This window comes from Arthrobacter hankyongi, from assembly GCF_022012395.1.
Classification (GTDB): Bacteria; Actinomycetota; Actinomycetes; order Actinomycetales; family Micrococcaceae; genus Crystallibacter; species Crystallibacter hankyongi.
On the sequence record NZ_JAKLTQ010000031.1, the window covers coordinates 1 to 16,891 of the forward strand.

Annotated in this window: 13 protein-coding genes; 5 read left to right on the forward strand and 8 right to left on the reverse strand. The window is 66.9% G+C overall.

The features are described from left to right. From LVY72_RS22960 to LVY72_RS22970, 3 genes are all read left to right on the forward strand, one after another. Window positions 1–322, forward strand: a 322-nt coding sequence (locus LVY72_RS22960) for a coenzyme F420-0:L-glutamate ligase (protein ID WP_372463769.1), incomplete at its 5' end; no start/stop codon positions are given. 52 nt (window positions 323–374) lie between these two features. Continuing rightward, window positions 375–1,547: an NAD(P)-dependent malic enzyme gene (locus tag LVY72_RS22965; RefSeq protein ID WP_237827096.1), complete on the forward strand. Its 1,173-nt coding sequence runs from the start codon at window positions 375–377 to the stop codon at window positions 1,545–1,547. 196 nt (window positions 1,548–1,743) lie between these two features. Beyond that, on the forward strand, window positions 1,744–2,919 hold the full coding sequence (locus LVY72_RS22970; RefSeq protein WP_237827098.1) for an amino acid aminotransferase: 1,176 nt from the start codon (window positions 1,744–1,746) through the stop codon (window positions 2,917–2,919). 66 nt (window positions 2,920–2,985) lie between these two features. Here the strand turns inward: LVY72_RS22970 and LVY72_RS22975 are convergent, their stop codons facing one another. Further along, a complete protein-coding gene (locus LVY72_RS22975; RefSeq protein WP_237827100.1) occupies window positions 2,986–5,628 on the reverse strand; it encodes a trehalase-like domain-containing protein in 2,643 nt (880 codons plus the stop codon). Window positions 5,629–5,746: 118 nt separating this feature from the next. Between LVY72_RS22975 and LVY72_RS22980 the strand changes: the two genes are divergently transcribed. Then, window positions 5,747–6,292, forward strand: coding sequence for a hypothetical protein (locus LVY72_RS22980; protein WP_237827102.1), 546 nt, complete (start codon window positions 5,747–5,749; stop codon window positions 6,290–6,292). Window positions 6,293–6,392: 100 nt separating this feature from the next. Here LVY72_RS22980 and LVY72_RS22985 read toward each other — a convergent pair whose 3' ends face one another. Together LVY72_RS22985 and LVY72_RS22990 are read right to left on the reverse strand one after the other, a co-directional pair. Beyond that, window positions 6,393–8,387 (reverse strand): ABC transporter ATP-binding protein, encoded by a 1,995-nt coding sequence (locus LVY72_RS22985; RefSeq protein WP_308190868.1) that lies wholly within the window; start codon window positions 8,385–8,387, stop codon window positions 6,393–6,395. Further along, window positions 8,384–10,117, reverse strand: coding sequence for an ABC transporter ATP-binding protein (locus LVY72_RS22990; RefSeq protein ID WP_237827104.1), 1,734 nt, complete (start codon window positions 10,115–10,117; stop codon window positions 8,384–8,386). Before LVY72_RS22990 ends, LVY72_RS22985 begins: the two co-directional genes overlap by 4 nt. Window positions 10,118–10,375: 258 nt before the next feature. Here LVY72_RS22990 and LVY72_RS22995 point away from each other — a divergent pair, with 258 nt between their 5' ends. Further along, the gene (locus LVY72_RS22995) at window positions 10,376–11,638 is read left to right on the forward strand and encodes an MFS transporter (protein ID WP_237827106.1); all 1,263 of its coding nucleotides are present in this window, start codon (window positions 10,376–10,378) and stop codon (window positions 11,636–11,638) included. Window positions 11,639–11,763: 125 nt separating this feature from the next. Here LVY72_RS22995 and LVY72_RS23000 read toward each other — a convergent pair whose 3' ends face one another. The 5 genes from LVY72_RS23000 to LVY72_RS23020 form a co-directional block, all read right to left on the reverse strand. Next, a complete protein-coding gene (locus tag LVY72_RS23000; RefSeq protein WP_237827108.1) occupies window positions 11,764–13,329 on the reverse strand; it encodes an acyl-CoA synthetase in 1,566 nt (521 codons plus the stop codon). A 206-nt stretch (window positions 13,330–13,535) separates the two neighbouring features. Continuing rightward, a complete protein-coding gene (gene dhaK, locus LVY72_RS23005; protein ID WP_237827174.1) occupies window positions 13,536–14,531 on the reverse strand; it encodes a dihydroxyacetone kinase subunit DhaK in 996 nt (331 codons plus the stop codon). A gap of 40 nt (window positions 14,532–14,571) precedes the next feature. Next, complete coding sequence (gene dhaL, locus LVY72_RS23010; RefSeq protein WP_237827110.1) at window positions 14,572–15,210, reverse strand: dihydroxyacetone kinase subunit DhaL; 639 nt, start codon at window positions 15,208–15,210, stop codon at window positions 14,572–14,574. Beyond that, entirely contained in the window at window positions 15,207–15,992 is a 786-nt protein-coding gene (locus LVY72_RS23015) for an HAD-IA family hydrolase (RefSeq protein WP_237827112.1), read from the reverse strand. The genes dhaL and LVY72_RS23015 overlap by 4 nt, the downstream gene beginning before the upstream one ends. Window positions 15,993–15,994: 2 nt before the next feature. After that, window positions 15,995–16,855, reverse strand: a complete 861-nt coding sequence (locus LVY72_RS23020; RefSeq protein ID WP_237827113.1) for a class II fructose-bisphosphate aldolase — start codon at window positions 16,853–16,855, stop codon at window positions 15,995–15,997. Between the last annotated feature and the right edge of the window lie 36 nt (window positions 16,856–16,891).

Below are 16,891 nucleotides of genomic sequence, written 5' to 3' on the forward strand. Positions count from 1 at the left end.
CGAAGACACCCACGGCAACCTGCTGGCCGTCTCCGCCGCCGCCGTCGCCGACGAAATCGCCGCCGCCGCCGACCTGGCCAAGGGCAAGGCCACCGGCCGGCCCGTCGCCCTCGTGCGCGGGCTCGGCCGCCTGGTGCTTGCCAACCTGGACGATCCGGCCGGCACCGCCCGCGCCCTGATCCGCCCCGCCGACAACGACCTCTTCCGCCTCGGCACCGACGAAGCCTACAACCAGGGCTACACCCACGGCCAGGCAGCAGCCGGCACCCTTCAGACCAGTCCGGAACACACGCGCTATTCGTCGACGGTATCGCCACTTTAATGCTGCGCCAGTCCGTCGATACGCCAACATCTATTCGCATAGGAGCCCCTACATGTCAGTTCAGGCACCCGCATCCAGCCTTCCCTCGATCACCGAAGACGAAATCTTCTCCGCCCACGTAGGTGGGAAACTGTCGGTTTCGTACACCACACCGCTTGATTCCAAGCGTGCCCTGTCCATCGCCTACACCCCGGGCGTGGCCCAGGTGTCCCGCGCCATTGCCCAAGATCCGGCCAAGCACGCGACCTACACTTGGGCCTCACGGCTGGTTGCCGTCGTCTCGGACGGCACCGCCGTGCTAGGCCTGGGCAATATCGGAGCGGGTGCGTCGCTACCTGTGATGGAGGGCAAAAGCGCACTGTTCAAGGCCTTCGGCGGGCTGGACTCCATTCCGCTGGTGCTGAACACCACCAATGTCGATGAAATCGTGGCAACTTTGGTCCACCTCCGTCCGAGCTTCGGCGCGGTGAACCTCGAGGATGTCTCCGCGCCGCGCTGCTTCGAACTGGAGGAAAAGCTCATCGAGGCGCTGGACTGCCCCGTGATGCACGATGACCAGCACGGTACCGCAGTCGTCGTCCTTGCCGCGCTGACCAACGCCGCGAAGGTGGTCGGCCGGGAGTTGTCCTCGCTCCGAGTGGTGGTCAGCGGGGCGGGCGCCGCGGGCATCGCGATCGCGGAGATCCTGATCGCCAGCGGTGTGGACGATGTCCTTCTGGTCGATTCGCGCGGCATTATTCACCGCGACCGCGACGACCTGAACCCGGTCAAGGCAAAATACGCCGCCAAAACGAACCGCAACAACATCGTGGGTGGGATCCGTGCGGCCCTCGACGGCGCAGACGTGCTGATCGGGGTGTCCTCCGCGAAAGTCACCGAAGCGGACTTGGAAGGGATGAACCAAGGCGCCATTATCTTCGCCCTGTCCAATCCCGACCCGGAGGTCATGCCCGACGTCGCGGCCCGCCATGCATCCATCGTCGCCACCGGGCGCTCGGACTTCCCGAACCAAATCAACAACGTGTTGGCCTTCCCTGGGATCTTCCGCGGGGCGCTGGACTGCGGTGCATCCAAGATCACCGCCGAGATGAAAATCGCCGCTGCCCGGGCCATAGCATCATTGGTCGATGGGGAGCTGCGCCATGACTACATCGTGCCGTCGCCCCTGGACCCACGGGTCGCTGACACGGTCGCCGCTGCCGTTGCGGCAGCTTGGCAAGGCTGAGAGGCAATATACCTATGGCGTTCCCGCGATCGGCTTCACAACCAGGCCATTCCCCGTAGCCCAGTTGCCGATCGCCGCACAAAGGTCCGTGGGCTGATAGTCGGTGCAGCCACGCATTGGCTGAATCAGAAGTTCGAAGATTTGATCGTCCCCAACAGTCTTATTGAAAGGGTTTGGATTTTGAAGGCGAATGCCAATGTTTGAGTCACTGCAAGCTCCTGCCGCAGACCCCATCTTCGCAGTGAATGCTTGCTTCCGCGCAGACATGTCTCCCCGGAAGCTGGATCTGTGCGTCGGAGTCTATCGGGATGACCATGGTTCTACGCCGGTCATGAGGGCTGTCCGTGATGCCGAAAATGTCCTCGCTCATCGTTCCGGGTCCAAGGCATATCTGGGTCTTAGCGGTAACGATACGTTCAACACCGCGATAAGCGGTCTCGTCTTGGGCGACCTGGCTGCAGTCGACAATCTGACAACAATTCAGACGATTGCCGGGACCGGTGCACTGAGAATCCTCTTTGAGCTGGTCCACTTGGCGAATCCGGGATCGACTGTCTGGTTATCGGACCCCGCCTACGCAAATCACGCGCCCGTTGCCCGGGCGGCCGGACTCAGCGTCGCGCGCTATGAATATCTCAACGACTCCGGACAGGCAGATCCAGACTTGGTTGCCTGCCAGCTGCGCAACGCGCGCCGTGGCGATGTCATGCTGCTCCAGGCCAGCGGCCACAACCCCAGCGGGGCAGATATGACCATGGACCTATGGAGGTCGCTGGCCGAAGTTGTCAGCGAGACGGGGGCGGTCCCGCTCGTGGATGCAGCATACCTGGGCCTGGGAGACTCGTTGGAAACGGATGCAGCGGGGCTCCGGTACATGGCCTGCCACGCGGAAACCATGATGATCGCCGTCAGCTGTTCCAAGACCTTCGGCCTGTACCGCGACCGCACCGGAGCCGCAATGGTTCTCGGGCCCCGCCCCGCAACAATCCGGCCAGCCCTTCAACAGATTGCACGGTCCCTTTACTCCATGCCGCCCGATCACGGAGCCACCATCGTAGCCGAAATCATGGGATCTGCGGACTTGTTTCAAAGCTGGGAGGAGGAACTTGCCGCCATGCGGCAACGGATTAGAACCAACCGCGAAAGCCTCGCCCTGGCGCTGCAGGAGGTTACCCAAACGGACCATTATGACCGCATCCAGCAGCACAAAGGGATGTTTTCAATGCTGCCGCTCACCCCGGCACAGATGCTGCAACTCAGGACCGACCACTCCATCTACGGTACCGATGACGGACGGGTGAATATCGCGGGCATCCGGACGAATGAGATTCACCGCATAGCCGAAAGCATCCATCAGGTCACCCGGCTCTAGCGATGTTGGTCCCAGCAGGCCTGGCGACCAACTCTTGGGAAAGGACTATGCGTAACCGAGCGGGAATCAGGCCGGGTGCTGCCGCCCGTCGAGGTACCGGTCGATCAGCTGCGCGCAGCGGATGAACCCCAGATGCGAGTAGGCCTGCGGGTGGTTGCCCAGATGGGTTTCCGTGGCCGGATCGTATTCCTCGGGCAGCAGGCCGGTGGGTCCGACCAGGCTGACCAGCTGGCTGAACAGCTTCTCGGCGTCGTCGAACCGCCCGACCGCCAGGTACGCCTCGATCAGCCAGGTGGTGCAAATGTGGAACCCGCCCTCGAGCCCGGGCAGGCCGTCGTCGTAATGGTAGCGGAACACCGTCGGCCCGACCCGCAGTTCCCGCTCCACCGCCGCCACCGTGTGGTGAAAGCGCGGATCACCGACGTCCAGCAGGCCGGAGAGCCCGATGTGCAGCACCGCCGCGTCCACCTCGTCGCTGTCGTAGGCCACGGTGTACGACCGGGCCGCCTCGCTCCAGCCCTCGGCCAGGACCTGCCCGCGGATGGCTGCCGCCAGCGGCGCCCAGTCCGGATCCGGTGCCCGGCCGTGCCGGCGGGCCGTTTCCAGGGCGCGGTCCAGGGTCACCCAGCACATGGTCTTGGTGTACACATGGTGGCGCGGCGGTATGCGCGCCTCCCAGATCCCGTGGTCCGGTTCGTGCCAGCGGGCGGCGACCGCGGCGGCCATCTTCTCCAGCAGCGACCATTGGAAATCCGACAGCTCGCCCCGGGCGTCGCTGAGCGTATGGATGAGCTCGGCAACCGGCCCGAAGACGTCCAGCTGCACTTGGTGGTCCGCGGCGTTGCCGATCCGCACCGGCCGCGAACCGGCATAGCCGGGCAGGTTTTCCAAGGTGGCTTCCGAGGAAAGCGGGGTGCCCGAAACCGAATACAGCGGGTGCAGCCATTCCGGCCCGGGCGCGTTCTTCAGGATGCCGTCCAGCCAGCGCAGGAAGCCGTCCGCTTCGCTGGTCGAGCCCAGCTCCGCCAGTGTGCGCACCGTCATCGAACCGTCCCGCAGCCAGCAGAACCGGTAATCCCAGTTCCTGATCCCGCCGATGCCCTCGGGCAAGGAGGTGGTCGGCGCAGCCAGGACGCCGCCGGTGGGCTCGTGCACCATGGCCCGGAGCACCAGTGCGGAACGGGCCACCAGCGACGGCTTGACCTTGGGGATGTCCAGGCTGCGGATCCAGCCGCGGGCCTGCGCCATGACCTTGGCCCGGCGCTCCGGCTCGCCGTCGGAATCCGGGACAAAAGGTGCGGTATCCCCGCAGCGCATGGTCAGGATCACGGGTCCGTCCTGCAACTGGACCTCCGCCGTCGCAGTGGCGAACCTGCCGTCCGAAGACACCTTGAAAGCGACCCCCGGGGCGTGCAAGGCAATGGGATCCGAAGTGCCCATGACCTGGACGCAGCCATCCCGTGTTTCCATATTGAACGGCGCGTTGGCATAGTCCGGGCGCGGTGCGAAGGTAATGCGGGCTGCTCCGGTGCCAGTCAGGACGCGGACCAGAGTGGTGATCCCTTCGGGCGATGGCTCCAGATAGTCGTTAACGGTCACGTCCGCCCACCGGGTCTCCACCACCATGGTGTTGTCCAGATAGCGCTGGCCCAGGACGGCAGAGGGCTTCACCGGTTCGATGCTGAAATGCCCGGCCGCATCACCGCCGAGTAGATGGGCGAAGACAGAGCCCGAGTCCGGCAATGGGTGGCTCATCCAACAAATCCTGGCATCCGGTGTGACCAGGGCCGTGGAGGAGCCGTCCGCCAGCAGCGAGTGCTGTTCCAGCCCCACCGCATCCTCGCCGAACAGCCAGGCGCGCCGCAGCTCGAAGAGGATGGCCAGCGCGCGCGCAAATGCCTCCGGATCCTGGACCCGGTGCGCCGCGTCCGTCTGCCCGCCGCCGACCCGGATGCCCAGATCGGGCCCGCGCAAGGTCCGGATGGCCGCCTCGTCGCTCTCTGCGTCGCCGGCATACAGGGCGGCGCTGACGCCCAGTTGCGAGCGCAGCCGTTCCAAGGCCGCGCCCTTGGCCGGTTCGGTGACCGACAGGTCCAGCACCGAGCCGTCCTCGATGAAGTACAGGCCGTGGTTCTCGGCGATCTGCCGGGACGCCGTCCTGACCCGTTCGAAGACCTCCGGCGGTGCGCCGCGCGTATGGACGGCGACGGCGACCGGCTTGCGTTCGATACTGACCGCCTTTTCAAATCCGACGGCCTCGACCAGCGCCGTGCCGGCCTGCTGCAGGAGCGCCTCGGTGCCCAGGCTGAGTCCGTGGGCGAACGCCATGTCGAACTCGGAACCGTGCGAGCCCACCAGATGGACTTCGGCCGGCAGCCGGGAGACCGAGGCCAGATCCCGCAGCGACCGTCCGGAAATGATGGCGGCATGGGTATTGGGCAGCGCCGCCAGCGCACGGAAGGCGACAGCAGCGCCGCCCAGCGGAAGCGTCTCGGTGGAAATGCCCTCGGCGGAGCAGAGCGTTCCACCGTAGTTGCAGGCCACCAGCAGGTTGGGGGTGCGCGCGAGCAGGCGCAGATCGGCCAGCAGCCCCGGAGACAACCTGTCCTCCGAGGCTTCGGTCTGGATAAAGGACTTCAACAGCCCCAGCGGCAGGGACTTGGTCAGCAGGGCCGCGTCCGCGACTGCCTGATTCAATGGGGTGGGCATGGGTGGACTCCTTGCACCGGCCAGCCGATTACGCACCCCAGTGTGGCGGCCGGGTATTACCCCTGAGCGATCACCATGTTGCCGTAGTGTTACTTCGGCCGCAGCCTAGAATGTGCCCATGACGAAGGCATCCAATATTGAGGCGATCGAAAACGCCACCGGCACCGATTGGGATGCCTGGGTGGAGTTCCTGGACAGCCGCGGAGGCCAGGAACTGCCGCACAAGGACATCGCCCGGCACGCCGGGGAGCGGCTGTCCGCCTCCCACCCGAACAGCGGCTGGTGGGCCCAGAGCGTCACGGTGGCCTACGAGCAGCACATCGGCCGGCGGCAGCCGGGACAGAGCTGCGACGGCGACTTCCAGGTCGGCGTGAGCAAAACCTTCAACGGCAGCATGGATGAGGCCCTGGACGCCTGGTGCACCTTGGTCGGCGGCCGCGGCGAGTTCTCCGGGATCCCGCTGGACAAGGCGCCGGCCACCAGCTCGACCGACAAGTGGCGCTACTGGCGCGCGGCGCTCTCCGACGGCAGCCGGGTCAGCCTGGACATCTACCAGAAGGCCCCGGGCAAGGCATCCATGGGTATCAGCCACACCAAGCTCGATTCCGCGCAGACCGTGGAGCACTGGCGCGCCTTCTGGCGCGGGCTGTTCAAGGAACTATAGGACCGCACGGAGGCCGGACCGCGGAGCAGTCCGCGATCCGGCCTCAGTGCGGTGGATCTCCGGGCAGGACGGCGGCCGGTATCCGGCCGCCGGCAGTCGGTCAGCTGGCCGGGTCAGCGGCGCCGGCGAACTGGGACATGTACAGCCGGTAGTAGGCCCCCTGCGCCTCGAGCAACCGGGCATGGTTGCCCTGCTCCACGATCCTGCCCTCATCCATCACCAGGATCACGTCGGCGTCCCGGATGGTGGAGAGCCGGTGCGCGATCACGAAGGAGGTCCGGTCCGTACGCAGCGCGGCCATCGCCTGCTGCACCAGCAGTTCGGTGCGGGTATCCACCGAGCTGGTGGCCTCGTCCAGGATCAGCAGGGCCGGATTGGCCAGGAACGCCCGGGCGATGGTGATCAGCTGCTTCTCGCCGGCGCTGACGTTGTTGCCCTCTTCGTCAATCACCGTGTCGTAGCCCTCCGGCAGCGCGTGCACGAAGCGGTCCACGTAGGTGGCCTTGGCCGCCGCGATGACCTCCTCCTCGGTGGCCGCCAGGTTGCCGTAGCGGATGTTCTCAAAGATGGTTCCGCCGAACAGCCAGGCGTCCTGCAGCACCATGCCCACCTTCGAGCGCAGCTCTGCCCGGCTCAGCTCGGTGATGTCCACGCCGTCGAGGGTGATGCGCCCGGCGTTGAGTTCGTAGAAGCGCATGACCAGGTTCACCAGCGTGGTCTTGCCGGCCCCGGTGGGGCCGACGATGGCCACGGTTTCCCCGGGGCGCGCCGCGAAGGACAGATCCTCGATCAGCGGCTTGTCCGGGGTGTAGCTGAACGTGACGTGCTCGAATTCCACGTGCCCGTCCATCCTGGCCGGCAGCTGCTTCGTGGCGGTGTCCGGCAGCTGCTCGTCCTCGTCCAGCAGTTCGAAGACCCGCTCGGCCGAGGCCACGCCGGACTGCAGCATGTTGGCCATGCCGGCCATCTGGCCCAGCGGCTGGGTGAACTCGCGCGAGTACTGGATGAACGCCGTCGCATCCCCCAAGGTCATGGCACCGGAGGCCACCCGCAGGCCGCCGACCACGGCGATGCCCACATAGCTGAGGTAGGAGACGAAGTTCATCACCGGCATGATCATCCCGGAGACGAACTGTGCGCCGAAGCTGGCCTTGTACAGCGCCTCGTTCTTCTCGTCGAACTCCTTGAGCACGTCCGCCTCGCGGCCGAACACCCGGACCAGGTCATGGCCGCTGAAGGCTTCCTCGATCTGCCCGTTGAGCCCGCCGGTGTTCTTCCACTGGGCGGCGAACAGCTTCTGGCTGCGGGCTCCGATCATGCCGGCGCCGACCCCGGCCAGCGGCAGCGCGACCAGTGCGATCAGCGCCAGCTGCCAGGAGACGGCGAACATCATCACGGTGATGCCCAGCACTGTGAGCACCGACATGATCAGCTGGGCGAAGGCCTGCTGCAGTGCCTGCTGGATGTTATCCACATCGTTGGTCACCCGGGAGAGCACGTCGCCGCGCTGCTTGGTATCGAAATAGTTCAGCGGCAGGCGGTTGATCTTGGCTTCCACGTCCATCCGCAGCTGCGCGACCACCCGCATCACGATCCGGTTCAGCACCCAGCCCTGGAGCCACATGAACAGCGAAGCCACCAGGTACATGCACAGGACGATGGCGATCAGCCGGCCAAGCACCAGGAAGTCGATGCCCGCGCCGGGCACCAGCGTCATCCCGGAAAGCATGTCCGCAAACTGGTCCTGGCCCTGGGCGCGCAGCCCGGCGATGACCTGCTCCTGCGTCATGCCCGCGGGCATGTCCCTGCCGATCACGCCGCTGAAGATCACATCCATGGCCCGGCCGAGGACCCGCGGGGCGACGACGTTCAGGACGACGGCGACCAGCACCATGGCCAGGACCACGATGATGCCGGCGCGCTCGGGCCGGAGCAGCCCAAGCAGCCGCTTGGCCGAGGGCCAGAATTGCTTGGCCTTCTTGGCCGGGGTGCCCCCGAACATGTCCCCGTCCGCCTCAGTGGGACGGAATTCCTCCTCGGGCAGCTCCTCATCGGGCGCCGGGGCTGCCTCCGCCAGCTGCGACTCCTTGCTCATGCCACTTCCTCCGCGCTGATCTGGGACTGGACGATTTCCTGGTACGTGGGTGAGGTTTCCAGCAGTTCCTCGTGCGTGCCCCGGGCCACGATCTCGCCGTGTTCCATGACCAGGATCTGGTCCGCGTCGGTGATGGTGGAGACCCGCTGGGCCACGATGATCACGGCGGCGTCCGTGGTCTGCTCCTTCAGCGCCGCGCGGAGCCGGGCATCGGTGGCCACGTCCAGGGCGGAGAAGGAATCGTCAAAGACGTAGACCTTGGGCTTGGCCACCAGCGCGCGGGCAATGCACAGCCGCTGCCGCTGCCCGCCCGAGACGTTGGTGCCACCCTGGGCCACGCGGGACTGCAGCCCGCCTTGCTTGGCCCGGACGAAGTCCTCGCCCTGGGCCACGGCCAGGGCCTGCCACAGCTCGTCCTCGTCCGCCGCCGGATTGCCGAAGCGCAGGTTGTGCGCGATGGTGCCGGAAAACAGGTAGGGACGCTGCGGGACCATGGCCACGCGGCCGGTGATCTCCGGGCGGGACAATTCGGTCACCGGCACGCCGTCGAGGAGCACCTGGCCGGCATCGGCGTCGAACAGCCGCGGCAGCAGGGACACCAGCGTGCTCTTGCCCGCACCGGTGCTGCCGATGATCGCCGTGGTCTGGCCAGGCCGGGCGGTAAAGCTGATATTGCTCAGTACCGGCGCCTCAGCCCCGGGATAGGCGAAGGTAACATCGCGGAACTCGACAACGCCGGCGTTGGCCGGCGGCGCCGCCGGCGCCTCGGGCTCGCGGATGGAAGGTTCGACGTCGAGCACCTCGCCGATGCGGTCCGCACACACCGAGGCACGCGGAATCATCATCGCCATAAACGTGCCCATCATGACGGCCATCAGGATCTGCAGCAGGTACTGCAGGAAGGCGGTCAGCGCCCCCACCTCCATCTCCCCGGCCTCCACCCGCAGGCCGCCGAACCACAGCACCGCGGCGGTGGAGATATGCAGGATCATGCCGATGGAGGGGAACATCAGCACGAACAGCGAGCCGATGGCCAGCGAGACGTCCGTCAGTTCCTTGTTGGCTCCCGCGAAGCGCTTGGTCTCGTGCGGTTCGCGGACGAAGGCGCGCACCACCCGGATGCCGGTGATCTGCTCCCGCAGGACTCCGTTGATCCGGTCGATCTTGGTCTGCATGGTCCGGAACAGCGGCATCAGGCGCCAGACCAGGAACCCCACCACCGCGCCGAGCAGCGGCACGGCCACCCAGACCAGCCAGGAGAGGCCGATGTCCTCGCGCAGCGCCATGATGATGCCGCCGATGCACATGATCGGCGTGGCCACCATGAAGTTCAGCCCCAGCAGCACCAGCATCTGTACCTGCTGGACGTCATTGGTGCCGCGGGTGATCAGCGACGGCGCGCCGAAGCGTCCCATCTCCCGGGCCGAATAGCCGGAGACCTTGTGGAAAACCGCGCGCCTCAGGTCGCGGCCGACAGCCATGGCGGCCTTGGCCCCGAAGTAGACGGCCGCGATGGCGGTGGCCACCTGGGCAAGGCACACCACGAGCATCAGGGCGCCGGTGCGCCAGATGAAGTCGGTGTCGCCGCGCGCCACGCCGTCGTCGATAATCCGGGCGTTCAGGCTCGGCAGGTACAGGGTGGCAATGGTGGATGCGAGCTGCAGGACAACGACGGCCAGGATCGCCGGCCCGTACGGTTTCGAATAGTCGCGGATCAATCGGAGCAGCATGCAGGGTGCTCTTTCTGGAGAGATGCGAGGGATCGCCGGGTATCCGGCCAGCAATGAGGCTACACCATCCCGCCGACAATCAAACGACGCACGCGCCCGGCGCCATCAGCGCCCGCCGAGATCCGGAAATTCCGCGCCCTGGCAGCTTCTGGACCGCCTATTGGACCCCCGGGAGATCCGCGCCACACTGGTAGGTAATTCCATCATCAGGCCGCCCGGCATCGCAGGCTACCCGCCGAATCCGAAGGACTGAGACCCATGGCCGTCCTCGCCCCTTCCCGTACCTGGATCGTGATCCTGTGCTGGCTCGCGGTCGTCTTCGAAGGCTTCGACATCGTTGCCCTCGGGGCCTCGATCCCGACGCTGCTGGACAGCCAGCACGTGGGCATGACCACCTTGGACGCCACGTTCATTGCGACCGTTTCGCTGATCGGCGTCGGCGTCGGCGCGGCGCTGATCGGTCCGGTGTCGGACCGGTTCGGCCGCCGCAGGCCCCTGATGGCAAGCGTGCTCGTCTTCTCCCTATTCACCCTCATCTTCCCGCTGATGCCGAATGTCATGATGCTGGCGCTGGCGCGCCTGATCGCAGGCCTGGGCCTTGGCGGCTGCCTGCCCGTGGCCGTGACCACGATGCAGGAGGCTTCCGCGCATGACGCGAAGGCGCATTCGAGCACGCTGACCATGACCGGCTACCACGTCGGCGCCGTTGCCGCTGCGTTCGGCGCCTTGCTGGCCGGAGTCCACTGGCCATGGATCTTCTATGCCGGCGGCGCCTTCGGCCTGGTGGTGCTCCCGCTGATGTGGGCCAAGCTCCCGGAGACCAGCCTTCATGCCGGCCCGGTTCATGCCGGCGCGGCGGAAGCTGCTCCCGCACACGAGAAGATCCGGGCCCGCGACGTGCTCAACCGCACCTACCTGCGCACCACGATCGGCCTGTGGGTCGGTGCCTTCATGGGGCTGCTGCTGGTCTACGGCCTGAATACCTGGCTGCCGCAGCTGATGCGCGACGCCGGCTACAACGTGGCCAGTTCGCTGGTCCTGCTGCTGGTGCTGAACCTGGGCGCCATTGCGGGCCTGATGATCGGCGGCAAGGTGGCGGACAGGAAGGGCGTGAAAGGGACCGCGCTGGTCTGGTTTGGTGCCTCGGCCGTCATGCTGGCTCTGCTGAGCGTGAAGATGGAAAACCAGCTGCTGCTCAACGCCGTCGTCTTGGTGACCGGCGTCTTCGTCTTCTGCTCCCAGGTGCTCATCTACGCGTTCGTGGGCTATGCCTACCCGCGCCGGATCGTCGCCTCCGGCATGGGGTTCGTGGCGGCCGTTGGACGCCTCGGTGCCATTGTCGGCCCGTGGGCCACCGGCCTGCTGGTGGTCTGGGGCATCGCCTACCCCTTCGGGTTCTACTTCTTCAGCCTCGCCGCGCTCCTCGGCCTGCTGGCCGTGGCCCTGGTGCCGAAGCCGCAGCACGCCGAAATTGCCGAACCGGAGGCGTGGCAGGAGGCGTCCGGCCACTACGCCGAGTAGCGGGGGCCGCCTTATGCACCCCTTCTGAAACTTGGGCGGGATAGATGCTGTTATCCGGCCGGTACACAGCATCTATCCCGCCCAAGTTGCGGGTGGGAGGGGGTGGGCGTGGATGTCCCGCGGACTTAGCCCGAGTACTGCTTGCGCAGCTCCGCCTTGCGGATCTTGCCGCTGGCGGTGCGGGGCAGCTCTTCCACGATCACCACGCTCTTGGGGATTTTGTAGCGGGCCAGGCGCCCCTGCAGCTGGGTCCGGATCTCTTCCTCGGTGAGGCTGTAGCCGTTGCGGACCGTGACGATGGCCCGGGGCACCTCGCCCCATTTCTCGTCCGGCACGCCGATGACCGCCACGCTGCCGACGGCCTCCAGCTCCGCAATATGCTGCTCGACCTCGGCCGGGTAGATGTTCTCGCCGCCGGAAATGATCATGTCCTTGAGCCGGTCGGAGATATAAAGGTAGCCCTCCTCGTCCACGTAGCCCATGTCGCCGGACTTGAACCACACGCCGTCGGCATAGCTGTCCGCGGTGGCGTCCGGGCGGTTCCAGTACTCCTTGATGACGTTGGGACCGGAGATCTGGATCTCCCCCACGCTGCCGGCCGGCGTGGCCTCGCCCAGCACGTTGGTGATGCGGATGTCGGTGAAGAAGTGCGGCAGCCCTGCCGAGCCGGCCTTTTCGCGCGACTTGTTCGGTGCCAGGCTGGTCGCCCCGGGAGCCGTTTCGGTCATTCCGTAGCCGCCGGAGAAGGACAGCCCGCGGCTCTCGTAGGCTTCCAGCACGCGCATCGGCACGGCCGAGCCGCCGCAGGTGAGCTTGGTCAGCGAGCTGATATCGGTCTTGTCCCAGTCCGGGTGCTCGCAGAGCATCTGGTAGGTCGTGGGTACGCCGCTGATGCTGGTCGCCCGGTACTGCTCGATCAGGTGCAGGGTCCGCCCGGGTTCGAAGCGCGGCTCCAGGATCACCGTGGCACCCTTAAGCAGCGCCGGCAGCACTCCCATGCCGAGGGAGGCCACATGGAACATCGGGGCGATCATCAGGGCCACGTCGGAACTGACCATGTCATAGTCCACCAGCACGTTGACGCTGTTCCACGTCATGTTGCCGTGCGTGAGCAGGGCGCCCTTGGGCCGGCCGGTGGTGCCGGAGGTGTAGAGGATCATCGCCGGGTCCTCGAGGGTGACTTCGACGTCGCGGTGCTCCGGGGAGCCGGCGGTGATGGCCTGCTCGAAATCCTCGACGGCGGCGCCCGCCGGGGTTTCCGCTGCCGCGTCTGCCGCTGCGTCCGTCGCCGGGGCGTCGGCGACGACGATCCGGTGCGTCAGTTCCACCTTCCGCGACCCCGGGACGGCCAGTCCGTCCAGGGACCGGGCGTGGACCAGGATGGAGCTGCCGGAATCCTGCAGCGCATATTCGATCTCCGGCGGGGCCAGCCGGGTGTTCAGCGGGACAAAAACGGCACCCAGCGTGCCGCAGGCGAAGAAGGTCTCCAGGAACGCCGGATGGTTCTCGCCCAGGTATGCCACCCGGCTGCCCTTGGCGATGCCGCGGGCCGCCAGAGCCGAGGCGAGCCGGTCCACCCGCTCCGCGAACTCGTCATAGCTCAGCTCGGCGCCGCCGCTGATCAGCGCCGTCCTGCCGGCGGACTTCACCCGGCGGCGGTGAATCCACGTTCCCACACCCTGGTTGTGCATCCTTACACGTACCCTTCACGATGTCCCCGCACCGGGGCTTGCTCCGTCCTCAGGGCTGTCCGTGAGCGCAGTCACAGCAGCCAAGCCCTACGCTAGAGGTACTTGATTGAGAAAGTCAATAGTTGTGAAAAGCATTTTCAATGCGGTGCGGCCAGGCCCGGTCCGCATTTGGACACGCCTGTGCCTGGCCGCCCACGCTGGACCGGTCAGAACACCCGCGCGGCAATCTCCGCCGGTGCCGCGAGCAGTTCCTCGATCTCGTCGTCCAGCTGGACCAGGGTCACCGAGGCTCCGGCCATGTCCAGCGACGTGCAATACTCTCCCACGTAGCTGCGGCCAACGGTGATTTCCCGGGCGGCCAGCTGCTCGTGGGCCCGGCCGTACAGCACGTAGAGCTCGCTGACCGGGGTTCCGCCCAGCCCGTTGATCATCAGCGCCACCCGGTCCCCGGCGGCAAACGGCAGGTCCCGCACCACACTCTCCAGCAGTTCGTCGATGATCTCGTTGGCCGTGGCCAGCGGGGCGCGGCGCCGGCCAGGCTCGCCGTGGATGCCCACGCCCATTTCGATCTCGTCCGCCCCAAGCTCGAACAGCGGCGAACCCTTGGCCGGAGGAGTGCAGGCGGTCAGGGCCGCACCCATCGTACGGGTCCGGGAGTTGACCTTTTGGCCGATCCGGACCAGCTCGTCCAGGTCCGCCCCGGCCTCGGCGGCCGCACCCACCGCCTTCATCACGAAGAAGTTCCCGGCCACGCCGCGCCGGCCCACGGTGAAGGTGGAATCCTCGACCGCGACGTCATCGTTGATGAACAAGGTCCGGACGTTGATGCCGTCCGCCTCGGCCAGCTCCTGCGCCATTTCGAAGGCCATCTTGTCCCCGGTGTAGTTATTCACCAGCAGCAGCACGCCCTTCGGGGAGGCCAGGGTCTTGGCGGTTTCATAGACGTAGTGCGCCGGAGGCGCGGCGAACACATCGCCGGGGCAGGCGCCGTCGAGCATGCCCCGGCCCACGGTCATGACGTGCGCCGGCTCGTGGCCGGACCCCGAGCCCTGGATGATGGTGACCTTGTCCTCGCGCGGGGCGTCCTTGCGCATGATCAGGTTGAACTCCGGCACATAGGCCAGCGTGTCCGGGTTGGCCAGGGCAATGCCCTTAAGCATCTCGGGCACAAAGTCCTTGGGATCATTGACGAACTTCTTCATGGCGTACCTCACTTCGTTGTGTTTTGCAGTTCCGGAACATTCAGTGGCCGGGCCAGCCGGCGTTGATCTGCTCCAGCATGATCGCCACAGCCATCGCCCCGGCATCCGGAGACCCGATGCTGCGATCTCCGCTGTAGCTCGCACGGCCCCGGCGCGCCGCCAGGGAGCTGGTGGCCTCGGCGGCGTCCCGCGCTGCCTTGGCGGCGGTTTCGACGGCGGCCGCACCGTCCGCGCCGTCGGCGGCGGCCTGCTCCAAGGCGTCCGCCACCGGGACGAGGGCGTCAAGCAGCGTCTTGTCCCCGACCTCGGCGCCGCCGCGCACCTTGATGCCGTCGATCGCGGCGCGCAGCATGCCCACGGCATCCGCCGCGGCCAACTGCTGCCTGCCTTTGGCCACGCCGGCGGCCCGCAGGAAGGCCGTTCCCCAGATGGGACCGGAGGTGCCGCCGATCCGGGCGGAGATCACCAGGGCGACCTTCTGCAGGAAAGTGCCGATGTCGGTCCGTTCGAAGCTGTCCCAGTCCTGCAGGACGATCTCGAAACCGCGCGCCAGCGAGTAGCCGAAGTCGCCGTCGCCGACCACGGCGTCAAGGTCGCAGAATTCCTGCTCCTTCTCCACCGCCGTCCGGGCGATGGTCCGGACGATGAATTCGGTCCGGGCAAGACTGTTGGTGCTCATGGTGCCTTCACCTCCGAGGTGTCCAGGATTGCGTTGAGCGTGGCCAGGGCGACCCGGCCGTGCGGCCGCAGGGCGAGCGGATCGGCCAGCGTTTCGGCCGGTTCGCCCGGCTCCCCCAGGGACGAGACGACCAGCGCCGCCCCGGTGAAATCCTCCCCGGCGGTGTAGCTGCTGACGGTCACGATGGTCTTCAGGCCGGCGCCGAGCGCGGCCTGCAGGCCGTTGGCGCTGTCCTCCACCACCACGACCTCCTGCCGGCCGGCCCCGAGGTCGGCGACGGCCAGTTCGTAGATGTCCGGTGCCGGCTTCTTGCGGGGCACGATATCTCCGGCATAGACCCGGAAACGGGCCGCCCGTGCCGCCCCGACCACGTGGGCCAGCACCGCCCGGACGGAAACCTCCGCCGACGTCGAGGCCACGGCCAGCTGCCAGCCGGCCGCGAGCGCCTCGTCCACGAGCCGGACGACGCCGGGCCGGCCGGGCATCCGCCCTTCCTGGACCGCCCGCGTGTAGTGCGCGGTCTTGGCCCGGTGCCAGGCGGCCAGCAGGTCCGACTGGGCCCGGGCATCCGCCGGCAGTCCGTTCGCCGCGACGAACTCCGGCGTCAGCAGGCTGGCCATGCGTTCCTTGCCGCCGCCGATCAGCAGCTTGCCGGCGTAGTCCTCCTCGCTCCAGCGCACCGGAAGCCCGAAGTCCGCAAACGTGCTGTTGAACGCCGGCAGGTGCCCGAAACGCTCGGTATCGGCCAGCACGCCGTCGCAATCAAAGATCAGCGCAGGCATGCTCACCAGGCCTTTCCGGCGCTGCCGAACTGCTTGGCCAGGCCCACCGTCAGTGTCTTCACGTCGGTTCCGACCGCGCGGAACAGCGACGGCGGATCCCAGGTGTCCGCCTGCTCGGCGCCCTTGAGGAACACCAGGCTCGAGCGCATGTACTCCTGCTTCAGGGCGGTGGATATGTTGACCTTGGCGCAGCCGCGCGCGATCAGGTCGCCGAACTGGGCGTCGGAGAGGCCGCTGCCCCCGTGCAGGGCGATCGGGATCCCGGTGGCCTGGACGATGTCGCTCACGCGCTGGACGTCCAGCACGGGGGCCTGCTTGTATTTGCCGTGCGCATTGCCGATGGCCGGGGCGAAGACATCCACGCCGGTTTCGGCGATGAAGTCCAGGGCCACCTGCAGCGGCTGGCGCACGGACTCCGCATCGGAGCCGACGCCGTCCTCGACACCGGTGATGGATTCGATCTCCCCTTCCACATGGGCGCCGCAGCGGCGTGCCTGGGCCACAACCTCGATGGTCTGGCGCTGGTTCTCGGCCACCGGAAGCTCGGAGGCATCGAAGAGCACCGAATTCCACCCGCGGTCGAGGCACTCGGTGATCACTGCCCGGTCCGGACAATGGTCCAGATGCAGGGTCACGGGCACCTCGATCCCCGCCGTCATGCCCTCCCACATCCGGAAGAGCACATCCGCCCCAATGGACCTCACGGTTTTCACCGAGGTCTGCACGATGACCGGGGAACTGGCTTCCACCGCGCCGGCCAGCACGGCTTCGAGGGTCAGGTCGTTGAAGATATTAATGGCCGGAACACCGTAGCGCCCGTCGAACGCGCGCTCCACGATGTCCTTCAATGGCACAACTGCCATATGCAACTCCTTGGGTGGGGCCGGCTGGGCCGGCGG

Excerpts from the sequence above, each read along its gene's own strand:
- LVY72_RS22965 (WP_237827096.1), top strand. The coding sequence starts at position 375 with ATGTCAGTTCAGGCACCCGCATCCAGCCTTCCCTCGATCACCGAAGAC.
- LVY72_RS22970 (WP_237827098.1), top strand. The coding sequence starts at position 1,744 with ATGTTTGAGTCACTGCAAGCTCCTGCCGCAGACCCCATCTTCGCAGTG.
- LVY72_RS22975 (WP_237827100.1), bottom strand. The coding sequence starts at position 5,628 with ATGCCCACCCCATTGAATCAGGCAGTCGCGGACGCGGCCCTGCTGACC.
- LVY72_RS22980 (WP_237827102.1), top strand. The coding sequence starts at position 5,747 with ATGACGAAGGCATCCAATATTGAGGCGATCGAAAACGCCACCGGCACC.
- LVY72_RS22985 (WP_308190868.1), bottom strand. The coding sequence starts at position 8,387 with ATGAGCAAGGAGTCGCAGCTGGCGGAGGCAGCCCCGGCGCCCGATGAG.
- LVY72_RS22990 (WP_237827104.1), bottom strand. The coding sequence starts at position 10,117 with ATGCTGCTCCGATTGATCCGCGACTATTCGAAACCGTACGGGCCGGCG.
- LVY72_RS22995 (WP_237827106.1), top strand. The coding sequence starts at position 10,376 with ATGGCCGTCCTCGCCCCTTCCCGTACCTGGATCGTGATCCTGTGCTGG.
- LVY72_RS23000 (WP_237827108.1), bottom strand. The coding sequence starts at position 13,329 with ATGCACAACCAGGGTGTGGGAACGTGGATTCACCGCCGCCGGGTGAAG.
- dhaK (WP_237827174.1), bottom strand. The coding sequence starts at position 14,531 with ATGAAGAAGTTCGTCAATGATCCCAAGGACTTTGTGCCCGAGATGCTT.
- dhaL (WP_237827110.1), bottom strand. The coding sequence starts at position 15,210 with ATGAGCACCAACAGTCTTGCCCGGACCGAATTCATCGTCCGGACCATC.
- LVY72_RS23015 (WP_237827112.1), bottom strand. The coding sequence starts at position 15,992 with ATGCCTGCGCTGATCTTTGATTGCGACGGCGTGCTGGCCGATACCGAG.
- LVY72_RS23020 (WP_237827113.1), bottom strand. The coding sequence starts at position 16,855 with ATGGCAGTTGTGCCATTGAAGGACATCGTGGAGCGCGCGTTCGACGGG.